24 protein-coding genes are annotated in these 26,444 nt (G+C 70.7%); 12 read left to right on the top strand and 12 right to left on the bottom strand.

Annotation, left to right across the window (positions count from 1 at the left end):
- The first annotated feature begins 86 nt into the window (after positions 1-86).
- The 3 genes from ABCS02_RS07590 to ABCS02_RS07580 are packed head-to-tail and all read left to right on the top strand — an operon-like array spanning position 87 to position 3,825.
- Positions 87-1,256, top strand: a complete 1,170-nt coding sequence (locus tag ABCS02_RS07590) for a CoA transferase (protein WP_345834975.1) — start codon at positions 87-89, stop codon at positions 1,254-1,256.
- Entirely contained in the window at positions 1,253-2,437 is a 1,185-nt protein-coding gene (locus tag ABCS02_RS07585) for an acyl-CoA dehydrogenase family protein (RefSeq protein WP_345834974.1), read from the top strand. The genes ABCS02_RS07590 and ABCS02_RS07585 overlap by 4 nt, the downstream gene beginning before the upstream one ends.
- Entirely contained in the window at positions 2,437-3,825 is a 1,389-nt protein-coding gene (locus tag ABCS02_RS07580) for an aldehyde dehydrogenase family protein (RefSeq protein ID WP_345834973.1), read from the top strand. The genes ABCS02_RS07585 and ABCS02_RS07580 overlap by 1 nt, the downstream gene beginning before the upstream one ends.
- A 173-nt stretch (positions 3,826-3,998) precedes the next feature.
- On the opposite strand, the gene ABCS02_RS07575 is transcribed toward ABCS02_RS07580, so the two are convergent.
- Positions 3,999-5,543, bottom strand: a complete 1,545-nt coding sequence (locus tag ABCS02_RS07575; RefSeq protein WP_345834972.1) for an amino acid permease — start codon at positions 5,541-5,543, stop codon at positions 3,999-4,001.
- A 125-nt stretch (positions 5,544-5,668) separates the two neighbouring features.
- Between ABCS02_RS07575 and ABCS02_RS07570 the strand changes: the two genes are divergently transcribed.
- Positions 5,669-5,935, top strand: a complete 267-nt coding sequence (locus ABCS02_RS07570; RefSeq protein ID WP_345834971.1) for a hypothetical protein — start codon at positions 5,669-5,671, stop codon at positions 5,933-5,935.
- Positions 5,936-5,937: 2 nt separating this feature from the next.
- Here ABCS02_RS07570 and ABCS02_RS07565 read toward each other — a convergent pair whose 3' ends face one another.
- Entirely contained in the window at positions 5,938-6,306 is a 369-nt protein-coding gene (locus ABCS02_RS07565) for a DUF4145 domain-containing protein (RefSeq protein WP_345834970.1), read from the bottom strand.
- Between the two features lie 329 nt (positions 6,307-6,635).
- Here ABCS02_RS07565 and ABCS02_RS07560 point away from each other — a divergent pair, with 329 nt between their 5' ends.
- Entirely contained in the window at positions 6,636-6,815 is a 180-nt protein-coding gene (locus tag ABCS02_RS07560) for a hypothetical protein (RefSeq protein WP_345834969.1), read from the top strand.
- Here ABCS02_RS07560 and ABCS02_RS07555 read toward each other — a convergent pair whose 3' ends face one another.
- Complete coding sequence (locus ABCS02_RS07555) at positions 6,816-8,273, bottom strand: gamma-aminobutyraldehyde dehydrogenase (protein WP_345834968.1); 1,458 nt, start codon at positions 8,271-8,273, stop codon at positions 6,816-6,818.
- An 89-nt stretch (positions 8,274-8,362) separates the two neighbouring features.
- On the opposite strand from ABCS02_RS07555, the gene ABCS02_RS07550 reads away from it, so the two are divergent.
- The 3 genes from ABCS02_RS07550 (at position 8,363) to ABCS02_RS07540 (ending at position 11,741) form a co-directional block, all read left to right on the top strand.
- Complete coding sequence (locus ABCS02_RS07550) at positions 8,363-8,845, top strand: Lrp/AsnC family transcriptional regulator (protein WP_208039325.1); 483 nt, start codon at positions 8,363-8,365, stop codon at positions 8,843-8,845.
- Positions 8,846-8,847: 2 nt separating this feature from the next.
- On the top strand, positions 8,848-10,263 hold the full coding sequence (locus tag ABCS02_RS07545) for an aspartate aminotransferase family protein (protein ID WP_345834967.1): 1,416 nt from the start codon (positions 8,848-8,850) through the stop codon (positions 10,261-10,263).
- An 89-nt stretch (positions 10,264-10,352) separates the two neighbouring features.
- Complete coding sequence (locus tag ABCS02_RS07540; protein WP_345834966.1) at positions 10,353-11,741, top strand: FAD-dependent oxidoreductase; 1,389 nt, start codon at positions 10,353-10,355, stop codon at positions 11,739-11,741.
- 68 nt (positions 11,742-11,809) lie between these two features.
- On the opposite strand, the gene ABCS02_RS07535 is transcribed toward ABCS02_RS07540, so the two are convergent.
- The 3 genes from ABCS02_RS07535 to ABCS02_RS07525 form a co-directional block, all read right to left on the bottom strand.
- A complete protein-coding gene (locus tag ABCS02_RS07535) occupies positions 11,810-12,589 on the bottom strand; it encodes an AMP nucleosidase (RefSeq protein WP_345834965.1) in 780 nt (259 codons plus the stop codon).
- A gap of 28 nt (positions 12,590-12,617) precedes the next feature.
- Complete coding sequence (locus ABCS02_RS07530; RefSeq protein WP_345834963.1) at positions 12,618-13,340, bottom strand: VIT family protein; 723 nt, start codon at positions 13,338-13,340, stop codon at positions 12,618-12,620.
- A gap of 83 nt (positions 13,341-13,423) precedes the next feature.
- Positions 13,424-13,975, bottom strand: a complete 552-nt coding sequence (locus tag ABCS02_RS07525; RefSeq protein ID WP_345834962.1) for a DUF2127 domain-containing protein — start codon at positions 13,973-13,975, stop codon at positions 13,424-13,426.
- Positions 13,976-14,073: 98 nt separating this feature from the next.
- Here ABCS02_RS07525 and gdhA point away from each other — a divergent pair, with 98 nt between their 5' ends.
- Complete coding sequence (gene gdhA / locus ABCS02_RS07520; protein ID WP_345834961.1) at positions 14,074-15,426, top strand: NADP-specific glutamate dehydrogenase; 1,353 nt, start codon at positions 14,074-14,076, stop codon at positions 15,424-15,426.
- Positions 15,427-15,495: 69 nt separating this feature from the next.
- Here gdhA and ABCS02_RS07515 read toward each other — a convergent pair whose 3' ends face one another.
- Positions 15,496-17,319 carry a DEAD/DEAH box helicase gene (locus tag ABCS02_RS07515; RefSeq protein ID WP_345834960.1) on the bottom strand — a complete coding sequence of 608 codons (1,824 nt, stop codon included), beginning with the start codon at positions 17,317-17,319 and terminating at the stop codon, positions 15,496-15,498.
- Positions 17,320-17,425: 106 nt separating this feature from the next.
- Between ABCS02_RS07515 and ABCS02_RS07510 the strand changes: the two genes are divergently transcribed.
- Positions 17,426-18,223: an SGNH/GDSL hydrolase family protein gene (locus ABCS02_RS07510; RefSeq protein ID WP_345834959.1), complete on the top strand. Its 798-nt coding sequence runs from the start codon at positions 17,426-17,428 to the stop codon at positions 18,221-18,223.
- Positions 18,224-18,230: 7 nt separating this feature from the next.
- Here ABCS02_RS07510 and ABCS02_RS07505 read toward each other — a convergent pair whose 3' ends face one another.
- The 3 genes from ABCS02_RS07505 to ABCS02_RS07495 all read right to left on the bottom strand — a co-directional run bounded on the left by ABCS02_RS07505 (position 18,231) and on the right by ABCS02_RS07495 (position 22,782).
- The gene (locus ABCS02_RS07505) at positions 18,231-20,429 is read right to left on the bottom strand and encodes an acyltransferase family protein (RefSeq protein ID WP_345834958.1); all 2,199 of its coding nucleotides are present in this window, start codon (positions 20,427-20,429) and stop codon (positions 18,231-18,233) included.
- 201 nt (positions 20,430-20,630) lie between these two features.
- Positions 20,631-21,890 (bottom strand): D-alanyl-D-alanine carboxypeptidase, encoded by a 1,260-nt coding sequence (locus ABCS02_RS07500; protein ID WP_345834957.1) that lies wholly within the window; start codon positions 21,888-21,890, stop codon positions 20,631-20,633.
- Positions 21,891-21,975: 85 nt separating this feature from the next.
- Positions 21,976-22,782 (bottom strand): RNA methyltransferase, encoded by an 807-nt coding sequence (locus ABCS02_RS07495; RefSeq protein ID WP_345834956.1) that lies wholly within the window; start codon positions 22,780-22,782, stop codon positions 21,976-21,978.
- Positions 22,783-22,872: 90 nt separating this feature from the next.
- On the opposite strand from ABCS02_RS07495, the gene ABCS02_RS07490 reads away from it, so the two are divergent.
- Positions 22,873-23,709: a Sir2 family NAD-dependent protein deacetylase gene (locus ABCS02_RS07490; RefSeq protein WP_345835192.1), complete on the top strand. Its 837-nt coding sequence runs from the start codon at positions 22,873-22,875 to the stop codon at positions 23,707-23,709.
- A 31-nt stretch (positions 23,710-23,740) separates the two neighbouring features.
- Complete coding sequence (locus ABCS02_RS07485) at positions 23,741-24,340, top strand: histidine phosphatase family protein (protein WP_345834955.1); 600 nt, start codon at positions 23,741-23,743, stop codon at positions 24,338-24,340.
- On the opposite strand, the gene ABCS02_RS07480 is transcribed toward ABCS02_RS07485, so the two are convergent.
- Both ABCS02_RS07480 and ABCS02_RS07475 read right to left on the bottom strand, forming a co-directional pair.
- Positions 24,319-25,446 carry a glycosyltransferase family 1 protein gene (locus ABCS02_RS07480; protein WP_345834954.1) on the bottom strand — a complete coding sequence of 376 codons (1,128 nt, stop codon included), beginning with the start codon at positions 25,444-25,446 and terminating at the stop codon, positions 24,319-24,321. The genes ABCS02_RS07485 and ABCS02_RS07480 overlap by 22 nt on opposite strands.
- A complete protein-coding gene (locus tag ABCS02_RS07475; RefSeq protein ID WP_345834953.1) occupies positions 25,443-26,381 on the bottom strand; it encodes an alpha/beta hydrolase in 939 nt (312 codons plus the stop codon). Before ABCS02_RS07475 ends, ABCS02_RS07480 begins: the two co-directional genes overlap by 4 nt.
- Positions 26,382-26,444: the final 63 nt, after the last annotated feature.

Raw genomic sequence — 26,444 nt, 5'->3', positions numbered from 1 at the left:
CTCCCACGATAACCCGATCCAATCATTCGATATAGGATGAATAACCGACGGCTCGTGCGATCGACCGTCCGAGCGAAGGAGCGAGCATGGCCGACGGCATCCTCTCCGGCCTGCGCGTCGCCGACTTCTCCCGGGTCCTCGCCGGCCCGTACGCGACGATGACGCTCGCCGACTTCGGCGCCGATGTGGTCAAGATCGAGAGCCCGGTCGGCGACGACACGCGCTCCTGGCGGCCTCCCGTGGACGAGGCGGGCGAGTCCACCTACTTCGGCGCGGTCAACCGCAACAAGCGCTCGGTGGTCTGCGACCTCGGCACGCCGGAGGGTCTCGCCGCCGCGCGCGCCCTCGCGGAGACCGCCGACGTCGTGGTGGAGAACTTCCGCCCGGGGGTGATGGAGCGGTTCGGGCTGGACGAGGACAGCCTCCGTCCCGCCAACCCCGGGCTGATCTACTGCTCGATCACCGGCTTCGGCCGGGCGGAGGGCGCCGGGCTGCCGGGCTACGACCTCCTCGTCCAGGCGGTCGGCGGCCTGATGAGCATCACGGGAGCGCCGGACGGCGAGCCGAGCAAGGTCGGCGTCGCGCTCGTGGACGTGCTCACCGGGCAGAACGCGCTCGCCGGGATCCTGCTCGCCCTGCGCGAGCGGGAGCGCACCGGCCTCGGCTCGCGGGTCGACGTCGACCTGCTCGGCTCCCTGCTCGCCGCTCTCACCAACCAGGCGTCGAGCACGCTCGCCACCGGCCGCTCCCCCGGCCGGCTCGGCAACGCGCACCCGAGCATCGCGCCGTACGAGCTGTTCCGCGCGGCCGACCGGGAGCTCGTGCTCGCGGTGGGCAACGACCGGCAGTTCGCCGCGTTCGCCGCCGCGATCGGCCTCCCGGAGCTCGCGGCCGACTCCCGCTTCGCGACCAACGAGGAGCGCGTGCACCACCGCGCCGCCCTGCGGGCCGTGCTGGAGCCGGTGCTCGCCGCCCGCCCCGCCGCCGAGTGGGTGGCCGTGCTCGGCGCCGCGCGCGTCCCGGCCGGGCTCGTCAACAGCGTCGGCGAGGCGTTCGCGTTCGCGGACTCCCTCGGGCTCGACCCGGTGACGACCACGGCCGACCCCGAGACCGGCCGCGTCTCCCGCCAGCCCGCGACGCCCATCCACCTGAGCACGTCGCCCGCCGTGCACCGCACCCCGCCGCCGCTGCTCGGCGCGCACGACCCCCAGTGGCTGGACGCCGTCCGCCCGTCCACCGAAAGGACCACCCGATGACCACGCAGACGCTCGCCTCCGCCGCTTCCGCACTCGACGAGGCCTTCAGCATCGACCACCTGCTCACCGACGACGAGCTGCGCTGGCGCGACGCCGCCAGGCGCTTCGCGGTCGAGCGGATCGCGCCGGTGATCGAGCAGGACTTCGAGGACAAGCACTTCCGCCGCGAGTTCGTGGCCGAGCTCGGCGCGCTCGGCTTCCTGGGCATGCACCTGAAGGACCCTGGCTGCGCGGGAGCGGGCGCGGTCGCCTACGGCCTGGTCTGCCACGAGCTGGAGGCCGCCGACAGCGGCTGGCGCACCTTCGTCTCGGTGCAGGGCTCGCTCGCCATGAGCGCCATCTCCAAGTTCGGCTCCGAGGAGCAGAAGGCCGAATGGCTGCCGCCGATGGCCCGCGGCGAGCGCATCGGCTGCTTCGCCCTCACCGAGCCGCAGGGCGGCAGCGACCCCGCCGCGATGAGCACCACCGCGCGCCGGGACGGCGACGACTGGGTGATCGACGGCGCCAAGCGCTGGATCGGCCTGGCGGCACTCGCCGACGTCGCGATCGTGTGGGCAGCCACGGAGGACGGCGTGCGCGGCTTTGTGGTGCCGACCTCCACCGGAGGTTTTGCCGCGACTGCGATCGACGGCAAGCTCTCCATGCGCGCGTCGGTGCAGTGCGACATCGTCCTCGACGGCGTGCGCGTCCCCGCCTCCGCGATGCTGCCGGGCGCGCGCGGCCTGTCCGGTCCGTTCTCCTGCCTCAACGAGGCCCGCTACGGGATCGTCTGGGGCGCGATGGGCGCCGCCCGCTCGTGCCTGGAGGTCTCCATCGAGCGCGCGACGACCCGGGAGGTGTTCGGCCGCCCGATCGGCGCGACCCAGCTCATCCAGCAGAAGCTCGCCGACATGCTGGTGGAGTACGAGAAGGGGATGCTGCTCGCCCTGCACCTCGGCCGGCTGAAGGAGGCCGGGCGGCTGACCCCGACGCAGATCAGCGTCGGAAAGCTGAACAGCGTGCGGGAGGCGCTCGCCATCGCGCGGGAGGCCCGCACCATCCTCGGCGGCGACGGCATCACGAGCGAATTCCCGGTGATGCGGCACATGGCCAATCTGGAGTCGGTGCGCACCTACGAGGGGACGGACGAGATCCACACGCTGGTGCTCGGGCGGGCGCTGACCGGGCTGGCGGCGTTCTGATGAGCGACGTCACCGCCGCTGCCGAGGCCGCCGCCGACGCCGCGCTGATCCCGACCACCCGCGAGGAGCGCGCGGCCTGGCTCGACGCCCTCGCCGCCGCACTCGAACGCGACCGGACCGCTCTGGTCGCGCTCGCCGCCGAGGAGACGCACCTCTCCGAGGCCCGCCTCGACGGGGAGGTCACCCGCACCGCCGCGCAGCTCCGCTTCTTCGCGGGCGTGGCGCGGGAGGGCGGCTACCTGGAGGCGACGATCGACTCCCCCGACCCGTCGCTTATCCCGCCGCGGCCCGACCTGCGCCGCATGCTGCGCCCGGTCGGCCCGGTCGCGGTCTACACGTCGTCCAACTTCCCGTTCGCGTTCTCGGTGCTCGGGAACGACACGGCGTCGGCGCTCGCCGCGGGCTGCCCGGTGATCGTGAAGGCGCATCCCGGGCACACGCGGCTGTCCCGCCGCACTGCGGAGTTGGCCGCGTCGGTGCTGCCCGCCGGCTGGTTCGCGCTGGTCGAGGGGATGGAGGCCGGCGTCGAGCTCGTCCAGCATCCCGCCGTGCGCGCCGCGGGCTTCACCGGCTCGGAGCGGGGTGGGCGCGCGCTGTTCGACCTGGCGTCCTCCCGGCCCGACCCGATCCCGTTCTACGGGGAGCTGGGCAGCGTCAACCCCGTCGTCGTGACCCGTGCGGCCGCCCGTGAGCGCGCCGCCGAGATCGGCGCGGGCCTCGTCGGCTCCTTCACGCGCGACGCGGGGCAGTACTGCACCAAGCCCGGCCTGGTGTTCGTGCCCTCGGGCGAGGGCGTGGACGACGCCGTGAGCGCCGCGCTCGGCTCGGCTCCGGCCTCCCGTCAGCTCACCGCGGGGATGAGCGCGGCCTACGCGTCGGCCGTCGAGGCGCTGGGAGGCGACGACGCCGTGACGGTGCTGCTCGGCTGCGACGAGCCGGGGACCTCCACACCCGCGGTCGCTCTCACCGACGCGGCGGCGTTCCTCGCCGCACCGGAGGCGTTCCTGGAGGAGCACTTCGGCCCGGTCACGGTCCTGGTCTCCTACCGCGACGACGAGCTCCGCGCGCTGATCGCAGCGCTGCGCCCGTCGCTCACCGCCACCGTCCACCGCGGCACCGGCGAGGACGTCACCGCCCTCGCCGCCGCGGTCGCCCCGATCGCCGGCCGCCTCCTGTTCGACGGCTGGCCGACCGGCGTCGCGATCGGCTGGGCGCAGCACCACGGCGGCTCCTGGCCGGCGACCACGGCGAGCCTCCACACCTCGGTCGGCGCGACGGCCATCCGCCGCTGGCTGGCGCCGATCGCGTACCAGGACGCGCCGCAGGAGGTCCTGCCTCCCGAGCTCCGCGACAACAACCCGCTCGGCATCCCCCGCCGCGAGTCCTGACCCGCCCCCACCCACCGTAGCGGGGGGGGGGGGGCCGCCCCCGCGCAGGACGCGGGCAGCGGGGGCCCCACCCCCCCGTTGGGTTACGGTGATCGGGGGTGGTGCCCACCCCTGGACGCCCGGGAGCGCGGCCGGCCGTCGGTGCACAGTTCCGACGGCGAGCCGCGCCCGGGTCAGTCGGCCGGGGCCGGCTCCGCGGTGGCCGCGGGCGCGACCGTCCCGCTCCGGTGCGCCCGGAGCAGCTCCGCCACCCGAATGGCGTCGCCCGCCGGCGCGTCCGACGCGCGGTCGGGCCGCGCGAGGAACAGGTACAGCAGTCCGGCGCCCGCGACGATCCCGAGGCCGATGAGCACGATCCAGTCGTTGAACCAGTTGCCCGTGCTCGTCGGCCAGGCCAGCAGCACCATCGCGAAGATCCCGTAGGCCAGCGCCAGGATGTTGACGACCATCCCGCCGCGTCCCAGCGAGAACGGGCCGGCCGGACGCCAGCCCTTCACCCGCTGCCGCAGCGACGCGAGCACAACCGACTGGAACGCCACGTAGATGCCGAGCACCGCGAACGCGGTCACCTGGGTGATCAGGCCGTCCGGCCCGAGGTAGACGATCAGGCTGATCACCACCGGGATGCTGCACGCCACGATCAGCGCGTTCACCGGCACCTTGGTGCGCGGCGACACCCGCGACAGCCAGCGGTGCGCCGGGATCATCCCGTCGCGCGCGAAGGAGAACAGCAGCCGGCTCGCCGCCGCCTGCAGGCTGAGCACGCAGGACAGGAACGCCGTCACCGCGACCACGAGGAAGATCTTCGCGCCGACGTCGCCGAGGGCGGACTGCAGGATCTCCGGGATCGGGTCGACGTCCTTGCCCGCCACGATCTTCGCCAGGTCGGGCGCTGCCAGGATGTAGCCGCCGAACGCGAACAGCGCGGACACGCCGCCGACCAGGATCGTCATCATCATGGCGAGCGGGATGCGCTTGGCCGGGTTCGCGACCTCCTCGGCGACGTCGCCGCACGCCTCGAAGCCGTAGAAGAGGAACAGCCCCGCGAGCGCCGCGCCGAGGAATGCCACCAGGTACGAGCCGTGGCCCTGGACGCCCATCGTGTCGAAGAACACCGAGAACGGGTGCTTGCGCTGGAAGATCAGCAGGTAGAGGCCCACCGCGATCACGCCGATGAGCTCCGCCGACAGCCCGATGCGGGCCACGGTCGCCAGCGTCTTCGTCCCGGTGAAGTTCAGCCCGAGCGCCACGACCAGCAGCAGCACGGTCAGCCCGAGGGTGACCTCCTTGGTGGCGGGGAGGCCGAACAGGCTGGCGAGGAACCCGCTGCCGTACGACGCCACCGCGGTGATGGTCACGATCATCGCCCAGATGTAGACCCAGGCCGCCATCCACGCGTACCGCCGGCCCCACAGCCGACGCGCCCACGGGTAGATGCCGCCGTGGATGGGGTACTGCGAGACCACCTCCCCGAAGACGAGCGACACCAGGAACTGGCCGGCGCCGACGATGACGATCCACCAGATGGAGGGCGGGCCTCCGGTCGCCATCGCGACGGCGAACAGCGAGTAGACGCCGACGAGCGGCGAGAGGTACGTGAATCCGAGAGCGAAGTTGGCCCACAGGGTCATGGACCGGTTGAAGGAGTCCTCGTACCCGAGGACGGCGAGGTGCTCGCCGTCTCCGAGATGGGCCGAGGACGAGGGTTCTGAGGACATCGAATGCCTTCCGGGTCAGCCGCACACGACGATGTGTGTGCCAGGCAGCGTAGCGGAGGGCGAGCCGAATACCTATAGGAACGGATGTTTAAGGGCGGACGGCGTGTCGCGTAGTGTTGCGGTCGATGACCTCCGACCGGCCGGCACCGCGGCTCAGCGCCGCGCTCGTCGCCGTCGCCCTGGTCGTCGCGGTGGTCGGGAGCCTGAGCGCTCCGCTGATCACCTCGGTGGCGACCACCCTGCGCGTGCCGCTCGCGGCGGCGCAGTGGACGCTCGGCTGGCCGCCCGTAACCGGGCTCTCAAGGACGAGAGTGCCGCATGACAAGGCAGACCGAGAGGCGATGAGGCACGTCGCCATCACGGCGCGAGCAACCATGGGGTCGCGTCGATAACGCTAGGAAGTCGCTCGCTTCGCCTTGATTCTCGCCGTGCGAGCAGGTCCCTGATACACCTCGTTCAGGACTTCGTCCATCAGTGCCAGAACTTCGGAAGCGTCGTCGCTTGACGGAACATCACTGATGTCGCCGTGCGCCATGTCGTTGCCCATGTGACGAATCTCGTGAGCGGCTTCGTTCGTGCTCGCCCGAATTAGCGATGCGACAGCCATCGCGTCAATCTTCTGATAAAGGCTGCCTGTGGTGATGCCTTTGTCCTTGGCCGTTGCTTCCACGACAGTGCGCGCCATCAGGATTGCAGCCATGACGGCGTTGATGCTAGCGGCGGAGTGTGCCTCCTTCGCTGCCGCTGCGATGTCGGCAGGCACGTCTTCAAACTCTGGTGACTCTCCCGACGCGGGGTACCACGTCATGATGGTTGCTCGCTCGAAACTCATGCTCGGAAGGCCGGCCGAGGGGTATGTGTCCGACACCCCTAAACTCGCCCTCCCACAGTTGTCGCATATCGCTGTGCCTTGCAGGAGTGACGTCATGACCTGCCCACGCTGTACCGACCTGACGTCCGCCCATTGGACAGTCATATGAGAGTGTCGTTCACAGAAGGGACAGTGCGTGGATGCCATGTGGGACATCATGACAGCCTCGCCCGGCATTCCGCTTGCCCGCTGGCCGCCCGTAGTTTCTTCGAAGGTGACTGATGCCCACGCGCAGCGTCGGCTTCAGCATCGGGAGCGCCCTCGCCGGCCTCCTGCTGGCCGCGGCGACGCCCGCCGGGGCGCTCGTGCCCCCAGCGGGCGGGTACGTCGCGGCGTCGCTGTGGGTGCTGCCGCTCCTCGCAGCCGGCACCCTGATCGTCACGCTGCGCAGGCGCGCCTGATCACTCCCCGATGTACGACATGACGTGCTTGAGGCGCGTGTAGTCCTCGAAGCCGTACATCGACAGGTCCTTGCCGTAGCCGGAGTGCTTGAAGCCGCCGTGCGGCATCTCGGCGACGATCGGGATGTGGGTGTTGATCCACACGCAGCCGAAGTCGAGGCCCTTGGCGAAACGCATCGCGCGGCCGTGGTCCTTCGTCCACACCGAGGAGGCCAGGCCGTAGCGCACGCCGTTGGCCCAGCGCAGCGCCTCCGCCTCGTCGGTGAACTTCTGGACGGTCTGGACCGGCCCGAAGATCTCGTTCTGCACCGCGTCGTCGTCCTGGCGCAGCCCCGACACGATGGTGGCCTCCCAGAAGTAGCCGCGGTCGCCCTGGCGGCGGCCGCCGAGCTCCACGTTCGCGTGCTCGGGCAGCCGGTCCACGAAGCCACTCACCTGGGCGAGCTGGTTCGCGTTGTTCAGCGGGCCGTAGAGGATGCCGTCCTCGCGCGGTGCGCCGGTGCGGGCGTTCTCGCGCGCGTACTGGGCGAGCGCCGCCACGAACTCGTCGTGCACGCCCTCCTGCACCAGCAGGCGCGTCGCCGCCGTGCAGTCCTGGCCGGCGTTGAAGTACCCGGCCGCGACGATCCCCTCGACGGCCTTCTGGATGTCGGCGTCGTCGAATACGATCACCGGCGCCTTGCCGCCCAGCTCCAGGTGCACGCGCTTGAGGTCGTAGGAGGCGGCGCGTGCGACCTCCATGCCCGCACGCACCGAGCCGGTGATCGAGACGAGCTGCGGGGTCGGGTGGTCGATCATGGCGGCTCCCGTGCTGCGGTCGCCGAGCACGACGTTGAGCACGCCGGCCGGCAGGAACTCGCTCGCGACCTCCGCCAGCAGCAGCGTCGACAGCGGGGTGGTGTCGGAGGGCTTCAGCACGGTGGTGTTTCCGGCGGCCAGCGCGGGGGCGAACTTCCAGACCGCCATGTTGAGCGGGTAGTTCCAGGGCGTCACCTGGCCGACGACGCCGATCGGCTCACGGCGGATGAAGGAGGTGTGGTCCGGCATGTACTCGCCCGCCGAGCGCCCCTCCAGGTTGCGGGCGGCTCCCGCGAAGAAACGGATCTGGTCGACGGACAGCAGGATCTCGTCCTCGACCAGCGTGCCGCGCGGCTTGCCGGTGTCCTGCGACTCGGCGTCGGCGAACTCCTCGGCGCGCGCCTCCATCGCGTCGGCGATGCGGAACAGCGCGAGCTGGCGTTCTCCCGGCGTGGTGCTCCCCCACACCTCGAAGGCGGCCTCGGCCGCGCGGTACGCGTCGGCGACGTCCTCCGCCGTCGAGACAGGGGCGGTGGCGTACACGTCCTCGGTCGCGGGGTCGATCAGGGAGATGCTGTCGCTCCCGCGCGCGGCGGTGCGCGCTCCGGCGACGAAGTTGTGCAGTTCGGGTGTGGTGGTCGTGCTCAGCGGTGAACTCATGGCGGGGAGTCTACTGATTTCGTCAGTGAATCGGCCAGTAATGTGCGGATTCGCTTGCTAGACCGCCCCGCCACTGACAGAATCGCTCCATGAGTACCCCTCGGGCAACGAACGGCACGAAGGCTGCGGTCATCGACGACGTCTCCAAAGCGATCATCGAGCAGCTGCAGGTGGACGGCCGGAAGTCCTACGCGGAGATCGGCAAGGCCGTCGGTCTCAGCGAGGCGGCCGTGCGTCAGCGCGTGCAGAAGCTGACCGAGTCGGGTGTGATGCAGATCGTGGCCGTCACCGATCCGATGCAGCTCGGCTTCTACCGCCAGGCGATGATCGGTGTGCGCGTCACCGGCGACACGCTGGTGATCGCGGACAAGCTCGCAGCGATGCCCGCCGTGGACTACGTGGTCCTCACGGCGGGGACGTACGACATCCTCGCGGAGGTCGTGTGCGAGAACGACCTCGACCTCATCACCATGCTCAACTCCGAGATCCGGACCCTCGAGGGAGTGCTCTCCACCGAGACGTTCGTGTACCTCAAACTCCACAAACAGTTCTACAACTGGGGAACGCGATAACAATGACGACAACCGTTGAAACGTTCGGTGAGCCCATCACACCCGATGAGGCGGACCTGCAGGCGAAGGCGCGCGACCACCTCTGGATGCACTTCGCGCGCCAGTCGGTGATGGAGGAGGGCCACGGCGTCCCGATCATCACCCGCGGCCAGGGTCACCACATCTGGGACGACCACGGCAAGCGCTACATCGACGGCCTCTCCGGCCTGTTCGTGGTGAACGCCGGCCACGGCCGCAAGCGCCTCGCCGAGGTGGCCGCGAAGCAGGCCGAGCAGCTCGCCTTCTTCCCGATCTGGTCCTACGCCCACCCGAACGCGATCGAGCTCGCGGACCGCCTCGCGCACTACGCGCCGGGCGACCTCAACCGCGTCTTCTTCTCCACCGGCGGCGGCGAGGCCGTCGAGACCGCCTTCAAGCTGGCCAAGTACTACTGGAAGCTGCAGGGCCGCCCGACCAAGCACAAAGTGCTCTCCCGCGCCGTCGCATACCACGGCACCCCGCAGGGCGCGCTGGCCATCACCGGCATCCCGGCAATGAAGGAGATGTTCGAGCCGCTCACCCCCGGCGGGTTCCGCGTCCCGAACACCAACTTCTACCGCGCGGGCGAGATGGGCGCTCCCACCGACGACGTGGAGGCCTTCGGCGTCTGGGCCGCGAACCGCATCGAGGAGATGATCCAGTTCGAGGGTCCCGAGACCGTCGCCGCGATCTTCCTGGAGCCGGTGCAGAACTCCGGCGGCTGCTTCCCGCCGCCTCCCGGCTATTTCCAGCGGGTGCGCGAGATCTGCGATAAGTACGACGTGCTCATGGTCAGCGACGAGGTCATCTGCGCCTTCGGCCGCATCGGCCACATGTTCGCCTGCGACCAGTACGGCTACGTGCCCGACATGATCACCTGCGCCAAGGGCATGACCTCCGGGTACTCCCCCATCGGCGCCACGATCATCAGCGACCGGATCTACGAGCCTTTCAAGCACGGCAACACGTCGTTCTACCACGGCTACACGTTCGGCGGTCACCCGGTGTCCTCCGCCGTGGCGCTGGAGAACCTGGACATCTTCGAGGAGGAGCGCCTCAACGAGCGCGTCCGCGAGAACTCGCCGCTGTTCCGCGCCGAGCTGGAGAAGCTGCTCGACCTCCCGATCGTCGGCGACGTCCGCGGCGACGGCTACTTCTTCGGCATCGAGCTGGTGAAGGACAAGTCGACCAAGGAGACGTTCAACGACGACGAGTCGGAGCGCCTGCTGCGCGGCTTCCTCTCCAAGGCGCTGTACGACGCGGGCCTCTACTGCCGCGCCGACGACCGTGGCGACCCCGTCGTGCAGCTCGCCCCGCCGCTCACCATCGGCCCGGACGAGTTCGTGGAGATCCGCCAGATCCTGGAGTCGGTGCTCACCGAGGCGAGCAACCACCTGTAAGGCATGCACCACCGGACGAGTCCGCGCACCGCACCACTTGGGCGGGGCGCGGGCTCGTTCTCTTTTTCCGTGACGCAATGAGGAGTGACGTGGACTACCGCAGTGTCGGCTTCTGGTTCGACTCGATCGCCGAGGCCGAGGACGGCTTCCGCCCCCGCCCCGCCCTGGCGGACGACGCCACCGTGGACGTGGCCATCGTCGGCGCCGGCCTCACCGGCCTCTGGACCGCCTACTACCTCCAGGAGCTCGACCCGGGCCTGAACATCCTGCTGCTGGAGCGGGAGGTCGCCGGCTTCGGCGCATCCGGCCGCAACGGCGGCTGGTGCTCGGCGCTGTTCCCGTGGTCGGCCTCCCGGCTCGCGGCGCGCTACGGCCGGGACGCGGCGGTCGCGCAGCGGCAGGCGATGGTGGACACCGTGGCCGAGGTCGGCCGCGTCGCCGCCGCCGAGGACATCGACTGCGACTACCTCCGCGGCGGCACCGTGACGTTCGCCCGCGACCGCGTCCAGCTCGCCGCCGCACGAGCCGAGTTCGCCGAGTCGGAGGAGTTCGGCGTCGACCGGGTGTCCCTCGCGGGGACCGAGACGGTCCAGGCGCGGTACGGGGTCCCGGACGCCGTCGCCGCGACCATCACGCCCGCCTGCGCGCGCGTCCATCCCGCCAAGCTCGTGCGCGGCCTCGCCCGCGCCGTCGAGCGCCGCGGCGCCACGATCGCGGAGGGCACGGAGGTCCTGAGCTGGGCGGACGGCGTCGTGCGCGTGCGCGTCGGCGACGTCGAGCGCACCGTGACGGCGGGCACCGTCGTGAACGCGACCGAGGGCTACGGCTCGCAGCTCCCCCAGGTCGGCCGGAGCGTCCTCCCGCTGTACTCGCTGATGATCGCGACCGAGCCGCTGTCCGACGCGGTGTGGGACCGCATCGGCATCGAGCACGGCCAGACCTTCGCCGACTTCCGGCACCTGATCGTCTACGGCCAGCGCACCGCCGACAACCGGATCGCGTTCGGCGGCCGCGGCGCCCGCTACCACCTGGGCAGCGCCATCCACGCCTCCTACGACCGCTCACCGCGCGTGCGCGACCACCTCGTGCGCACCCTGGGCGAGCTGTTCCCCGCGGTCGCCGGCGTGCGGATCACCCACCACTGGGGTGGCCCGCTCGGCGTGCCGCGCGACTGGCACGCCGCGGTCGGCATCGACCGCGACACGCGGGAGGCCTGGGCCGGCGGCTACGTCGGCGACGGCCTGAGCACGACGAACCTCGCCGGCCGCACCCTCGCCGACCTGATCGCCGGCCGCCGCACCGAGCTCACGGGGCTCCCCTGGGTCGGCCACCGCTCCCCCCGCTGGGAGCCCGAGCCGCTGCGCTTCCTCGGCGCCAACGCGGGCCTGGTCGCGATGGAGGGCGCCGACCTGGAGGAGCGCGCCACAACCCGCCCCTCCCTCATCGCCCGCGCCCTGGCCCCCCTCACCGGCCACTGACCCGAAACGTGACTAATCGCGGAAATCCGCCGCGCGATTTCCGCGATTAGTCACGTTTCGGCGGCGGGTTAGGCGTCCTCGAAGCGGAGGTGGCGGACGCTGCGGCCGTTTCGGCGGACGAGGCGCAGCGCCTCCACGCCGATGCGGATGTGCCGCTCCACGAACTGCGCGGTCACCCCGCGGTCGCTCTCGGCGGTCTTGACGCCCTCCGGGATCATCGGCTGGTCCGAGACCAGCAGCAGCGCGCCGGCGGGGATGTGGTTGGCGAACCCGGCCGCGAAGATCGTCGCCGTCTCCATGTCGACCGCCATGCACCGGGTCTGCCGCAGGTAGGTCTTGAAGGTGTCGTCGTGCTCCCACACCCGCCGGTTCGTCGTGTAGACGGTTCCGGTCCAGTAGTCGTAGCCGGCGTCGCGGATGCTGGTGGAGACACCGCGCTGGAGCTGGAACGCCGGCAGCGCAGGCACCTCCGGCGGCAGGTAGTCGTTCGACGTGCCCTCGCCGCGGATGGCCGCGATCGGCAGCACCAGGTCGCCGAGCTGGTTCTTCTTCTTCACCCCGCCGCACTTGCCGAGGAAGAGCGCCGCCTTCGGGCTCACCGCGCTCAGCAGGTCCATGATGGTCGCCGCGTTCGGGCTGCCCATCCCGAAGTTGATCATCGTGATGCCGTCGGCCGTCGCGTTCGGCATCGAGCGGTCGGTGCCGCGGACCTCGGCGCCGTACCACTCTGCGAACCGGTAGACGTAGTCGCCGAAGTTGGTCAGCAGGATGTGCTCGCCGAACTCCTCCAGCGGCGTGCCGGTGTAGCGGGGCAGCCAGTCCCGCACGATCTCCAGCTTCTCCTTCATCGCTCCCCCTTCACGCGGCCCGAGGGCGTCAGCCTACCGTCGTGCCGAGCAGCGCGCCGATCGCGAACGTGGCCGCCAGGGCCAGCGCGCCGCCGATGACCACGCGCAGCATCGCCTTGCCGCGCGAAGCGCCGCCGATCCAGGCCGCGACGTAGCCGGTGGCCGCCAGCGCGATCAGCACGATCACGAAGGTCAGCGGGATGCGGATGGCTGGCGGCGTCAGGATGGTCAGCAGCGGGAGGATGCCGCCGATCGTGAACGAGATCGCAGACGCGATCGCCGCGTGCCACGGGCTCACCACGTCGTCCTGGTCGATGCCGAGCTCGGCGGACAGGTGCGCGGCAAGCGCGTCGTGCTCGGTGAGCTCGATCGCGACCTGGCGCGCCGTCTCGGGCCTGAGGCCTTTCGCCTCGTACAGCCCGGTCAGCTCGGCCAGCTCCTGCTCCGGCATCTCCTCCAGCTCGCGGCGCTCCTTCGCGATGAGCGCATGCTCGCTGTCGCGCTGGCTGCTCACCGACACGTACTCCCCGAGCGCCATCGAGATCGCGCCGCCGACGAGGGCGGCGAGGCCGGCGGTCAGGATGGCGGGGATGGCAGGAGTGGCGCCCGCAACACCGACGACGACCGCCGCGACGGACACGATGCCGTCGTTGGCGCCGAGGACGCCGGCCCGCAGCCAGTTCAGCCGTTGCGCGATCCCCTCGCGATGGGGTTCGTCGGGGTGCTTTCCGTTCACGGTCTCCGCGGTCATAGCGTCAGCCTAGGAACGTCACGCCCGGGATTCCAGCAAGCGCAGCCGAACCTAACCCCGAGTCGCAACCGACCCCGGCCGACCTAACCCGCGGCCGGCTCGCCCGCGGCAGCCTCGGCGCGCCGCGCATCCCGCAGCCGCCGCTGGACGCGGTACTCGTGGACGGTCAGCCCCACGATGAGGAGGTCGAACACGGTCAGCCCGAGCAGCCCCCAGGAGAAGTGCCTCGCCAGCTCCCAGCTCTGCCAGCCGATGAACACCACCAGGAAGCCAATCATCCACGGGTAGGCCCACAGCTGCTCCTTCAGAACCGCCCAGACGAGCACGACCTTCACGACGCCGTGCAGCAGCAGGTAGACCGCGCCGAACAGTGTCGCCGAGCCGGTGAGGGTGTGGCCGAAGTGGACGATCCAGTTGGAGACCGGGTCGTTCGGGTCCTCGCCGAGCTCGTGCTGCGTGAGGAAGACGACGAGGTCGTTCATCCGCTGCGGCGTCAGGAACAACAGCAGGACGCCGCCGATGAGCTCCAGCACGCCGTCCGCGCCCTTCAGCACCAGGGTGACGCGGAAGAGGACCTCCAGGAACCGCTCCCGGCGGTCGATGGTGCCGTGTTCGGCGTCGCGCTCCGTGCTCATTGCCCCATCGAACCACCGGACCGGAGCGCGCTCATGGCGTTGGCGGCGAGTTTCATGAGAGTAGACTCAGAAATCTTACGTTCGAGAAAGGCTTCCGTGTGACTCCCGTGCTCTCCTCCCTCCTGGACGACGTCCTCCGCCGCAACGCCGGCGAGCCGGAATTCCATCAGGCGGCACGCGAAGTGCTCGGCTCGCTGGGCCCCGTCATCGAGGCCAACCCGCACTACGCCAAGGCCGCCGTGCTGGAGCGGATGACGGAGCCGGAGCGCCAGCTCATCTTCCGCGTGCCGTGGACGGACGACGAGGGGAACATCCGGGTCAACCGCGGCTTCCGGGTGGAGTTCAACTCGGCGCTCGGCCCGTACAAGGGCGGCCTGCGCTTCCACCCGAGCGTCACGCTCGGCACGGTGAAGTTCCTCGGCTTCGAGCAGATCTTCAAGAACGCGCTCACCGGCCTCCCGATCGGCGGCGGCAAGGGCGGCAGCGACTTCGACCCGAAGGGCCGCTCCGACGCCGAGGTGATGCGGTTCTGCCAGTCGTTCATGACCGAGCTGTACCGGCACCTCGGCGAGTACACGGATGTTCCGGCGGGCGACATCGGCGTCGGCGGCCGGGAGATCGGCTACCTGTTCGGCCAGTACAAGCGCATCACCAACCGCTACGAGTCGGGCGTGCTGACCGGCAAGGGCGTCGGCTGGGGCGGCTCGCTGGTCCGCACGGAGGCGACCGGCTTCGGCGCTGTCGTGTTCGCGCAGCGGATGCTCGCCACCCGCGGTCGCTCGTTCGACGGCGCGCGGGTGCTGGTCTCGGGCTCCGGCAACGTCGCGCTCTACGCCATCCAGAAGGTGCACCAGCTCGGCGGCACCGTCGTGGCGTGCTCGGACTCCTCCGGCGTCGTCTACGACCGCGACGGTCTCGATTTCGAGCTGCTCCGCCGGCTCAAGGAGGTGGAGCGCGCCCGCCTGTCCGAGTACGCGGCCCGGCGCGGCCCGTCCGCGGAGTACCGCCCTAACGGGGACATCTGGGCGCTCGCGGCCGAGACCCCGATCGACGTCGCGATCCCCTGCGCCACGCAGAACGAGCTGGACGCGACGGCCGCCGCCACCCTCGCGGGCAACGGCGTCGCTGCCGTGGTCGAGGGCGCGAACATGCCGTGCACCCCGGAGGCCGTCCACGTGCTGCAGGCGGCGGGCGTGCTGTTCGCGCCGGGCAAGGCGGCGAACGCGGGCGGGGTGGCGACCTCCGCCCTGGAGATGCAGCAGAACGCGTCGCGGGACGCCTGGACGTTCGAGTACGCCGAGCAGCGCCTCGACGACATCATGACCGCCATCCACGACAGCTGCGCGGAGACCGCCGAGCGCTACGGCGCCCCGGGAGACTACGTGCTGGGCGCGAACGTCGCCGGGTTCGTCCGGGTCGCGGACGCGATGCTCGCCCTCGGGGTCATCTAGCCCGCGAGACGGCGCATTCTCCGCCGTCTCGGGCCTCCAGCCCCCACTTCGCGCCGTCTCGACGGCTGGTCAGCGCCCGATGCGCTTGCGCAGCCATTCGATGCGCTGCTGGAGCTGCGACACGCTCGCCTGGGCCACCGCCGGGCCGCCGCACACCCGGCGCAGCTCGGCGTGGATGAGGCCGTGCGGCTCCCCCGAGTTCTTCGAGTAGAGGCCGACCAGGCTGTTGAGGAGCTGCCGCTGCTCCTTGAGCGTGCGGTGCAGCGGCGCGGGCGGGTGCCCGTCGGCCGCGGCCGGCCGGGACGAGTGCCGCCGCGCCTGCCGCTGCTGGCGCTGCATCAGGAGGTCGTGCACCTGGTCGGGCTCCAGGATGCCGGGGAGCCCGATGAAGTCGAGCTCCTCGTCCGTGCCCGGCACCGCGAACCCGCCGAACTCGCGCCCGTCGTAGACCACCCGGTCGAAGTTGGCTTCCGATCCGAGCGCCTCGAACGCGAACTGCTCGGTCAGCGCCTCCGACGCGCGGGACTCCTTGTTGGCCTCCGCGACCAGGGCGTCCTCCGGGTTCCAGAGGTCGCCCTCCCCGCCTTCCTGCGACGGCCGGTCGAGCGCGTGGTCGCGCTCCAGCTCCAGCGCGTTGGCGAGCGCCATCAGCGTCGGGACGTTCGGCAGGAACACCGACGCCGTCTCGCCGCGGCGGCGCGCACGCACGAAGCGCCCGATCGCCTGCGCGAAGAACAGCGGGGTGGAGGCGCTGGTCGCGTACACGCCGACCGCCAGCCGCGGCACGTCCACGCCCTCCGACACCATCCGCACCGCGACCATCCACCGCGAGTCGCCAGCGGAGAAGTCGGCGATCCGGTCGCTGGCCTCCTTCTCGTCGGAGAGCACGACCGTGACCGGCTCCCCGCTGATCTGCTGCAGGAGGTCGGCGTAGGCGCGGGCCGCGTAGTGGTCGGTGGCGATCACCAGGCCGCCGGCGTCCGGGATGGAGTTGCGCACCTCGGTGAGGCGGCGGTCCGCCGCGCTCAGCACCGCGGGGATCCACTCCCCGCGCGGGTCGAGCGCCGTGCGCCACGCCTGCGACGTGATGTCCTTGGTGTTGCCCTCGCCGAGCCGCGCCTCCATCTCGTCGCCGGTCTTGGTGCGCCAGCGCATATGCCCGGCGTAGACCATGAAGATCACCGGGCGCACGACGCCGTCGCTGAGTGCGCGGCCGTAGCCGTAGTTGTAATCGGTGACCGAGGTGCGGATGCCCTGCCGGTCGGGCAGGTAGGCGACGAACGGGATCGGCGCGGTGTCGGACCGGAACGGCGTCCCCGTCAGCGACAGTCGCCGGGTGGCCCGCTCGAAGGCGTCGCGGATCCCGTCGCCCCAGCTGAGCGCGTCCCCGCCGTGGTGCACCTCGTCGAGGATGACCAACGTGCGGTAGGACTCGGTGATGTCCTTGTGCAGGCTCGGCCGCATCGCGACCTGCGCGTAGGTGACCGCCGCGCCCTTGTAGTGCCGAGCGTACCGGCCGTCCGCGTTCCGGAAGTCGGGGTCGAGGTGGAGGCCGACCCTGGCCGCGGCCTCCGCCCACTGCCGCTTGAGGTGCTCGGTCGGCGCGACCACGGTCACCCGCTCGACCACGCGCCGCGAGAGCAGCTCGGTCGCGAGCCGCAGCGCGAACGTGGTCTTTCCCGCGCCCGGCGTCGCAGCCGCGAGGAAGTCGCGCGGCTCGTTCACGAAGTAGGCGTCGAGGGCCTCCGCCTGCCAGGCGCGGAGCTTGCCCGCGGTGCCCCAGGCGGCGCGCTCGGGGAACGACGGCGACAGGTGCTCCGCGGCGAAACTGCCCGCACGCGAGCCGACCGAGAGGTCGAGCTCGGCGCCGTCCGCGGGTACGCCAGCGCTCATCCCGGGCTCATCGGGCAAGGCTGCTGCGTTCGTCTCCACTTGGATCGAATCTACCGGAGCCGCCTGACAATCGTCGGCGGGCGTCCCCGCGATGCAGAATGGTGGGATGGTCGAAGCTCAGCATCCGTGGTCCCGCTACGTCGCGCTCGGCGACTCGTTCACCGAGGGGATCGGCGACCCGGAGCCGCTCAGCCCGGGCGGCCACCGCGGCTGGGCCGACCGCGTGGCGGAGGTGCTGAGCAGCAAGACGGACGACTTCGCCTACGCGAACCTGGCCGTCCGCGGCAAACTGATCAAGCAGATCCTGGACGAGCAGGTCGACGCGGCGGTGGCCCTCCGCCCCGACCTCATCACCATCTCGGCCGGCGGCAACGACGTCATCCGCCCCGGCACCGACCCCGACGCGATCGCCGCCCTGTTCGACGAGGCGGTCCGCCGCCTCAGCGCGGACGGCGCCACAGTGGTCGTCTTCACCGGAGTGGACGTGGGCTTCTCCCCGGTCTTCCGCGGCATCCGCGGCAAGGTCGCGATCTACAACGAGAACGTCCGCGCGGTCGCCGCGAAGTACGACGCGATCGTGGCCGACCAGTGGTCCCTCACCGAGATCCAGGACGTCCGCATGTGGGCCCCCGACCGCCTCCACCTCGCCCCGCTCGGCCACCACACGGTCGCCCGCATGGTCCTGGCGGCCCTCAACGTCGACAACGACCTCCAGCCGCTGGAGCCCGAACCGCTGCCGGTACGGACGTGGCGGCAGGCCCGCGCGGAGGACCTGTCCTGGGCGCGCGAGTACCTGGTGCCGTGGGTGCTGCGGCGCATCCGGCACCAGTCGTCGGGGGATCATGTGCTGCCGAAGCGGCCGCAGGCGGGGCCGTTTGTTATCGAGGTTGTGGAGGAGGAGTAGGGCGACGCTACGTGCCGGTGAGACTCACCTGCTTCTCCGCGAGTAGTGCGACGAAAGCCGGCGCGATGTGTTGCGCATAGGCCTCCGTGATGTGAGTGGAGTCGAACTTGACCGGAATCCCATCGGCGAAGGCGGGACATTTGCCGGTCACGCAGAAGAGCGGGATGGTGTCGATGACCTGTCCACCGGTCGCGGCCATCGTCTGTTCGACCGACAGCGCGTATTTCTTCCAGCTCCCAGTCACGGTGGTCACACAGGCAGCCGGGCTGGCGCGAGGCGAATAGCATTCCCGCACATCCTTCTGAGCGGGCGGCGGGGTGAGTAGCACGACCTTTCCGGCTTCACGCGTCACCCTTTCGAGATACCGCTTCAAACCCTCCTGGTGTTCCGCGGCGGTGATCTTCTTGCCTGTGTCGAGATTGATGTCCGCCGCCGGCCCGTTCGCTATGAAGAGCATCTCCGGTTTCATCGCGGCGATGTTCGAGATCGCCAGCTCTTTTCGCCCCGGACAGGCTTTCTCGTAAGCGGGGGTTGGGCTATTCGTGCGGATGTCGACGAACGGACAGCTGTACATTCCGAGCGACGTGACGCGGAGTTGCCCTCCCGATGCCTCGACAATCGCGCGGAACATCGCCACGTACGCTATCGACATCGAATCGCCCACGAGTGCCACGGAGTGAGGGGCGTCGGGGTCACCCCAGGTGCACGCTTCGAGTCCCGGGTAGTGCGGACTCGCACACGCGTGCGTGTACTTCTCGAACTGGTAGCTCTCGACGACGCTGCCCATGCTGGGGTCGAGCTCCGGCCAGCTCTTCGCCGCAAGCGCGGTCCTGATCCCGCTCGAGAGCGAGTCGAGCGCCGCCGCCCGGTCTGCCCCGCCGTCGAGCAGGTTCTCCGCCTGAGGCGACGTGGTCGCCTCCGCCTCTGCGTTGTGGCCCCTGCCCTGCTGGTCCACACTGAACGCGAGGACCAGCATCCCCACCGTGGCGGCTGCCACGGCTGCCAGAGCGATCGTCTTTCCCCGAGAGCGGGGCGCCCACCGCCTCTTCCTCCGCTTCGGCTCCAGCCAGTTCGACCGCCGCACGGTCTCCTCCACGAAGCGATACGACAGCTCGGCCAGTCCGAGGCTCACAACCATCGACGCCGCTGCCGGGATCGGCGTCTTGTCCGCCGGCAGCCCGCGGAACTCCTCGGTGATGAGGATGAGGGCCGGGAAGTGCCATAGGTACAACGAGTAGGAGATGTCGCCCACATGCGAGAGCACGGGATTGGCCAGTGGGTTGAGCCATGAGCGGTGCGGTTGCCAGGGGAAGGCGATGAACACCGCAGTACTGGTGACCGCGACCAGCGCCCACGGCGCCGGGAAGCCCGCGCCGGACGGGGTGATGACGGAGGCCGTGATCATGCCTGCGAGCGAGAGCAACATGATCGCGGGGCGCCACCGCGCCTGCACCCGGTCGAAGAACGGCATGCAGAACGCGACCGTCGAACCGATGGAGAGCTCCCACAGCCGCGCCGGGGTGATGAAGTACGCGGTGGCGCTGTCCGCCTGGGTGAGTTGGAGCGCCAGCAGGAACAGCGCGACAGTGATCGCCAGACTCACCAGCGCGGCCGTGACACGGGGCCGCTGGAGGCGCGCCACGAGCAGCCCCAGCAGCAGGACCGCGACCGGCCAGACCAGGTAGTACTGCTCCTCCAGACTCAGTGACCAATAGTGCTGCAGCGGGGAAGCCTGACCGCCCTGCGCGAAGTAGCCGGTCTGAACGGCGGCGAACCGCCAGTTGGAGACGAAGAACAGCGCGGCGACGCCGTCCCACGCCGTCGACAGGAACCGCCCGGACCCGAACAAGGCGAAGGCTCCGGCGAGGGTCACGACGATGACGCTGACCGATGCCGGAATCAGTCTTCGGATCCGGCGTCGGTAGAACGCGAGGAACCTGATGGTCCCCGACCGCTCGTACTCCCGGTACAGCAGCGACGTCATCAGGAACCCCGAGATGACGAAGAAGATGTCCACTCCGACGAACCCGCCCGCAGGCCACTCGAACGCGTGGTTCAGCACGACGAGCCCGACCGCCAGAGCGCGCAGTCCCTGAAGATCCAACCGCTTCACGGTCGGTGGGGTCGCCGGCCGGGGCATTGTGCCCGTGGCCGATCGGCGGCCACGGGCGATGGCGCGCGAGTGCGGCCGGGTGTCAGACGTCATGAACGGGACCTCAACGTTTGGGTGGGAGAAGCCCAATCACACTAAGTCGACGGTCGGCGTCGACAGCTCACCGGCAGGTCGCTTCACCCGCGTGCACTCGAAGTGCCCGCACGCTCTTCACCCGGTCAGTCGCCCGCGGTGATATTCAAAGCGTGGATTATCCAGGCTTATAAACACTAGGTATAAACGCCATACAGGACCTTACGTCCCCAATCCCCCCGGGTGCGCCAACCGCCACCCGAACCCCGGGTCCGGCACATCCTTCGCCAGCGCCAGCTCCACCGTCTTCGCCGCCCCGTTGACCGTGAAGGTCACCCGCCCGACGACATCCCCCTTGAACCCCGACTGGAGGCGCTGCGTCGTCAGATCGACGGTGACCGGCGTGTTCGACCACACGACGAAGCTCTGGCCGGAGGTCGCCACCACGTTGGAGGCGGCGCCCCACTCGGTCGTGTAGGAGCCGAAGACCTGGCCGGTCGTCGCCGCCGTCACCTCGTGGAAGCCCGCCTGCATGCTCGTCAGGAGCCCGCTCACCCCGGCCCACAGCGTGTCGTGGTCGGCCGCTCCCAGCACCACGCCGAGCACGCGCACCTTCTCCTTACCGACCGGGACCTCCGCCGAGAACAGGAGGCAGAATCCCGCCTCGTCGGTGTTGCCGGTCTTGATGCCGTCCACGCCGTCGACGCCGAGCAGCGAGTTGGTGTTGTCCTGGGCGCCCGCGCCGGGAAGCGTCGCCGACTTCTGCGAGACGATCGCGGAGAGCGCGGGCGAGGCGAGCACGAGCTTGCCGATGCCGATCAGGTCCTTCGTGGTGCTGACGTTGCCCGGGTCGAGGCCGTCCGGGGTGACGACCTTGGTGCCGGTGAAGCCTTTCGACGCGAGCCAGCCGTTCGCCGCCTTGAGGTAGGCGGACGTCGACCCGTAGGCCCAGTTCGCCAGGGAGATCGCGTAGTTGTTGGCCGACGGGAGCAGCATCGCGGTGAGCGCCTGCTTCTCGGTCATCGACGTGCCCGCCTTCACGGGAGCCCAGGAGCCGCCTGCGGCGATGACCTGGTTCCAGATGTCGACGTCCTTCTGGGTGAACGAGATCGTCGGGCCGTCCGCGTTGCCGTCCAGCGGCTTGGCCTGGAGGACGACGAGCGCGGTGATCGTCTTGGTCATGCTCGCGATCGGCATGCTCGCGTCGCTGCCGTGGTACTCCGTCGCGCCGGGATAGTCCGGCGCGGTGATCGCGGCCGACCCGTAGCCGGGCCAGTTCAGCTGCGCCGCGGTCTGGGTGAGGGAGGTCTCGTGCTGGGTGACGGCGGCGGTGGCCGGGATCGGCGTGATGACCGAGCCGAACACGTAGAGCAGGGCGATCAGCAGCACGCCCCCGACACCGAAGACCACGATCCGGCGGCGGCGGTACACCTGCTTGCGGTTCACACGGCGCGGGGGATCGGCGAGGACTTGCTGAGGCACCTTCGGATTCTAGGGGGACGCACTGAGGTGTCCGCTGAGAACGCGCCAGCCGGAGCCGGAACCGACGGCGCGACCGGGACGACCCTCACGCCACCCGCATCGCCCACAGCACCACCGCGCTCGCGGACGCGACGTTCAGCGAGTCCACCCCGTGCAGCATCGGGATGGTGACTACGGTGTCCACGGCCGCCAGCGCCCGCCGGCTGAGCCCGTCGCCCTCCGACCCGAACACCAGCGCGGCACGCTCCGGGGCGCGGGCGGCGTACTCGTCCAGCGGGACCGCGTCGTCCGCCAGCGCGAGCGCCGCGATCTCGAAGCCGGCCTCGTGCAGCAGCGGCGCCACCTCGTCCCACTCCGGGATGCGCGTCCACGGCACCTGGAGGACCGTCCCCATGCTCACGCGCACGCTCCGCCGGTACAGCGGGTCGGCGCAGCGCGGGCTGACCAGCACCGCGTCGGCGCCGAGGCCGGCGACGCTGCGGAAGATCGCGCCGACATTGGTGTGGTCCACGATGTCCTCCAGCACCACGACCCGCCGGGCGCCGGCCAGCAGCGCGCGCGGGTCCGGCAGCTCCGGCCGGTGCATCGCCGCCAGCGCGCCGCGATGGAGGTGGTATCCGGTGAGCTGCTCCAGCAGCGCGGACTCCCCCACGAACACCGGCACGTCGGGATAGTCGGCCAGCAGCGGGGCCACGTCGTCCAGCCACTGCTCCTGCAGCAGCACCGACCGCGGGCGGTGTCCGGCGGCAAGCGCGCGCGTGATCACCTTGGTCGACTCCGCGATGTAGAGGCCGCCCTCCGGCTCGCTCACGCGCCGCAGCGCGACGTCCGTCAGGCGGGAGTAGTCGGCGAGGCCGTCGGCGGTCAGGTCGGTCACACGGAGGATCTGCACCCGTCCAGATTGCCAGTAGCCGGAAACAAACTCGAAAAGCGGCCGGTTTAGACTGCGGGGAGGACCGACCGGGAGGTGTCTGTGACCACGCTGACGAGCGAGCTCTCACCCGAGCTCTCGCGCGGCATCGACGAGGTCGAGGGGCTGCTCGCCGGGCGGACGTTCGCCGTCCTCACCGGCGCCGGCGTGTCGACCGACTCGGGCATCCCGGACTACCGCGGCGAGGGCGCTCCGAAGCGCACGCCGATGACGTTCCAGCAGTTCCTCGCCGACGACCGCTACCGCAAGCGGTACTGGGCCGGCAGTCATGTCGGCTACCGGCGGTTCGCGGCGGCCCATCCGAACGACGGCCACCGCGCTCTCGCGGCACTGGAGGCCGCGGGCGCGGCGAACGGCGTCATCACCCAGAACGTGGACGGCCTCCACAAGCAGGCGGGCAGCCGCCGGGTGGTCGACCTGCACGGCTCGATGGACCGTGTCGTCTGCCTGGTCTGCGGCCAGATCTTCGCGCGCGAGGCGATCACCGCGAGCATCGACGCGGCGAACCCGTGGCTGGAAACCGAGGGCGCCGTGGAGATCGCGCCGGACGGCGACGCGATCGTGACCGACGTCGACTCCTTCGTCATCCCGGACTGCACGGTCTGCGGCGGTCATCTGAAGCCCGACGTGGTCTTCTTCGGCGAGTTCATCCCCGCAGAGAAGTACCGGGAGGCCAGCTCGCTGGTGCGCGCGGCCGACGCGCTCGTCATCGCCGGCTCGTCGCTCGTGGTCAACTCCGGCATCCGGCTCCTGGAGGAGGCGCGCCGCAAGCGTCTCCCGATCGTCATCGTCAACCGCGGCGAGACCAAGGGCGACGCGCGGGCCACCGTTAAGCTGGACGGCGGGACCACGGAGACGCTGGTCGAGTTGGCGCGCCGGCTCGCCTGACCCGCCGCGCGTCCTCGACGAAAGGACGCGCGTGACCTTCATCTCCCTCGTTCGCCACGGCCAGACCGACTGGAACCTGGCCAAGCGCATCCAGGGCTCCAGCGACATCCCGCTCAACGGCACCGGCCGGGCGCAGGCGGAGGCGACGGGACGCGCGCTGTCGGGAGGCCGGTTCGACGCCGTGTACGCGAGCCCGCTCAGCCGGGCGCTCGACACGGCTCGGATCATCGCCGGGCACCTGGGGCTCGGCGAGCCGGGCAGGCTGCCGGCGGTCGCCGAGCGGCAGTACGGCGAGGCGGAGGGGCTGACCGGCGCCGAGATCCTGGAGCGCTGGCCGGAGGGCACGCCCGTCCCCGGACGCGAGACCCGCGAGGAGGTCGTCGAGCGCGCGCTCCCGGCACTGCTGGAGCTGGGCGACGCGCATCCGGGCCAGAACCTGATCGTGGTCAGCCACGGCGGGGTCATCGGCTCGCTGGTGCGGCACGTGACCGACCACGCGCTGCCCGGTCCCGGCGAAGTCATCCCGAACGGGTCCGTGCACCGTTTCCGCTACGACGACGGACGGCTGACGCTCGACCGGTTCAACCTCGGGCCGGAGGACCGCGACCTCTACACGGCGTCGGTGCTCTGAGGGCCGGTGCTCACCCGTCGCCCGCGCCGGGCCGCCCTGGTGGCCGTCGCGGTGAGCACCGTGAGCAGGTGGTCCGCCGACGCCGACCACGTGAACCGTCCGGCCTCCCGCCGCGACGCCGCCGACCGCTGCGCCCACACGCCCGGCTGCTCCAGGTGCCGCACCCGCGCAGCGAGCGCGTCGGCGTCGTCCGCCGGGAAGTACAGCGCCGCCTCACCGCCGATCTCCCGGAAGATCGGGATGTCGCTGACGACGACCGGCGTCCCGAGCGTCATGGACTCCACCAGCGGGATGCCGAAGCCCTCGTCGCGCGACGCCGTCACCAGCGCGGTCGCCCGGGCGAGCGTCTCGGCGTAGTCCTCGTCCGTCGCGCCGTCGTGGAAGACCAGCCGCGCTCCCGGCGCCAGGGCCGCGAGCCGGTCGCGCTCAGCGGGGGTGACCCGGCTCATCAGGTGTAGCTGGTAGTCGGGGAGCTGCGCGGCCGCGCGCACGAGCGTGTCCACGTTCTTGTACGGCATGAACGAACCCATGTAGACGAGCACCTTCGCCTCCGGGGCGGTGCGCGCCAGGCGCTCCTCCGGGAGGGCCGGCATGTCCGCCGCGTTGGGCACGACGTAGACGGGCCGCTTGGTGAGGTGGTGCTCGGCGATGAGGTCCTTGGTCGTCTCCGACACGGTCACGACCGCGTCCGAGCGGTTGAGCAGTATCCGCTGCGGCCACCACGCCAGGTGGTACAGCCGCCAGAGCACGCGGACGAACCCCGGGAGGTCGCGCGGCGGTGTCGGGTGCCGGTAGTAGATCAGGTCGTGCACCGTGAGGATCAAGCGGTAGCGCCGCCCGAAGCTCCCCATCGTCTGCATGGGCGTGAATACGACGTCGGGCTTCAGCTTGTTGACCCGGCGGGCCACCAGCGGCTCCAGTACCGAGGTCGGGGCTGGCGCGAGCTCCCACGGGAGGTCGGGCAGCAGTTCGAGCTGGCGGTGGTCGCTGATCAGCATCGTGACCGCGTGCCGCTGGGCCAGCGCGCCCACGAGTCCCGCGGTGAAGCGGCTGATGCCGTCGTGCCGGCCGATGCGGGTGTAGCGGCAGTCGAAGACGATCCTCACGCGCGGCCTCCACGCTCGGCCAGGAAGTCGGTGATCGCCCGGGCGGCCTCCACCGGCTTCTCGTAGTGGATGAGGTGCCCGACCCCGTCGATCTCCACCAGCCGCGCGTCCGGGAACAGCCCGCGCAGGCGGCGCTCGGCGGCGATCGGCGTGATGTCGTCGTCCACCGCCGCGACCAGCAGCGTCGGCTCCGGGATGCGCGCCGCGAACTCGCTGACGTCGTGCGCGACGGAGGCCCGGAAGGCCTGCAGCACCACGCGCCGGTCGCTGAAGGCCGAGAAGTAGCTGTCGTGCTGGCCGTGGATCCACGCGCGCAGCGGGCGGTCGCGGGTCTTCGCCATCGCCTCGCTCATCACCCGGACGATGATCCGGTTGCGCAGCAGGGCGAAGCCGAGGCGCTCAGGCAGCGCAGCCGCGAGCCAGTAGTAGAAGATCGCGAGGCGCGTCAGCACACCGCGCGGCCCGGCGAGTGCGGGCTGGCCGATCGGATTGACCAGCACGACCGCATCGGGACGCTGTCCCGCGTACTCGGCCGCGTCCTCCGCCAGCGTCGCCGCGACCACGATCGAACCGAACGAGTGCCCCAGCAGCACCACGCGTCCGCGGAGGCCGAGCGCGGCGACGAACTCGCGCAGCCAGCGCGAGTACCCGGGGATGTCGTGGTCCTGCTCGGTCATCGGGGTCGACTCGCCGAAGCCCGGGAGGTCGGGAGAGATCAGCCGCAGGCCCGCGCCGAGCTGCGCGACCACCGGCTCCAGTCCGTGGTGGTCGCCACGGAAGCCGTGCACGAGAACGAGCGTCGTCGCGGCGTCGGGATCGCCGTAGTCCCAGTAGCGTGTCAGCCCGCCGAGGATCGGGAGCTCGGCGCGGCGGACCGGGACGCGGCCGAGTGCCTCCGCGTACGGAGCGGCGGCGTACCGTGTCGAGGAGGTCATCGTCGTCCAGTCTAGGCCGGGTCCCCGCGGGAACCTGGTGAATGCGGCCGGAGGACTGGACAG

Source organism: Microbacterium sp. X-17 (assembly GCF_039615055.1).
This window is presented reverse-complemented; position numbering and strand designations above follow the sequence as displayed.

Coding starts and splice junctions, on each gene's coding strand:
- ABCS02_RS07545 (WP_345834967.1), top strand. CDS start 8,848: ATGACGACAACCGTTGAAACGTTCGGTGAGCCCATCACACCCGATGAG.
- ABCS02_RS07575 (WP_345834972.1), bottom strand. CDS start 5,543: ATGTCCTCAGAACCCTCGTCCTCGGCCCATCTCGGAGACGGCGAGCAC.
- ABCS02_RS07555 (WP_345834968.1), bottom strand. CDS start 8,273: ATGAGTTCACCGCTGAGCACGACCACCACACCCGAACTGCACAACTTC.
- ABCS02_RS07585 (WP_345834974.1), top strand. CDS start 1,253: ATGACCACGCAGACGCTCGCCTCCGCCGCTTCCGCACTCGACGAGGCC.
- ABCS02_RS07570 (WP_345834971.1), top strand. CDS start 5,669: ATGACCTCCGACCGGCCGGCACCGCGGCTCAGCGCCGCGCTCGTCGCC.
- ABCS02_RS07580 (WP_345834973.1), top strand. CDS start 2,437: ATGAGCGACGTCACCGCCGCTGCCGAGGCCGCCGCCGACGCCGCGCTG.
- ABCS02_RS07550 (WP_208039325.1), top strand. CDS start 8,363: ATGAGTACCCCTCGGGCAACGAACGGCACGAAGGCTGCGGTCATCGAC.
- ABCS02_RS07515 (WP_345834960.1), bottom strand. CDS start 17,319: ATGAGCGCTGGCGTACCCGCGGACGGCGCCGAGCTCGACCTCTCGGTC.
- ABCS02_RS07560 (WP_345834969.1), top strand. CDS start 6,636: ATGCCCACGCGCAGCGTCGGCTTCAGCATCGGGAGCGCCCTCGCCGGC.
- ABCS02_RS07535 (WP_345834965.1), bottom strand. CDS start 12,589: ATGAAGGAGAAGCTGGAGATCGTGCGGGACTGGCTGCCCCGCTACACC.
- ABCS02_RS07525 (WP_345834962.1), bottom strand. CDS start 13,975: ATGAGCACGGAGCGCGACGCCGAACACGGCACCATCGACCGCCGGGAG.
- ABCS02_RS07475 (WP_345834953.1), bottom strand. CDS start 26,381: ATGACCTCCTCGACACGGTACGCCGCCGCTCCGTACGCGGAGGCACTC.
- ABCS02_RS07510 (WP_345834959.1), top strand. CDS start 17,426: ATGGTCGAAGCTCAGCATCCGTGGTCCCGCTACGTCGCGCTCGGCGAC.
- ABCS02_RS07590 (WP_345834975.1), top strand. CDS start 87: ATGGCCGACGGCATCCTCTCCGGCCTGCGCGTCGCCGACTTCTCCCGG.
- ABCS02_RS07505 (WP_345834958.1), bottom strand. CDS start 20,429: ATGACGTCTGACACCCGGCCGCACTCGCGCGCCATCGCCCGTGGCCGC.
- ABCS02_RS07530 (WP_345834963.1), bottom strand. CDS start 13,340: ATGACCGCGGAGACCGTGAACGGAAAGCACCCCGACGAACCCCATCGC.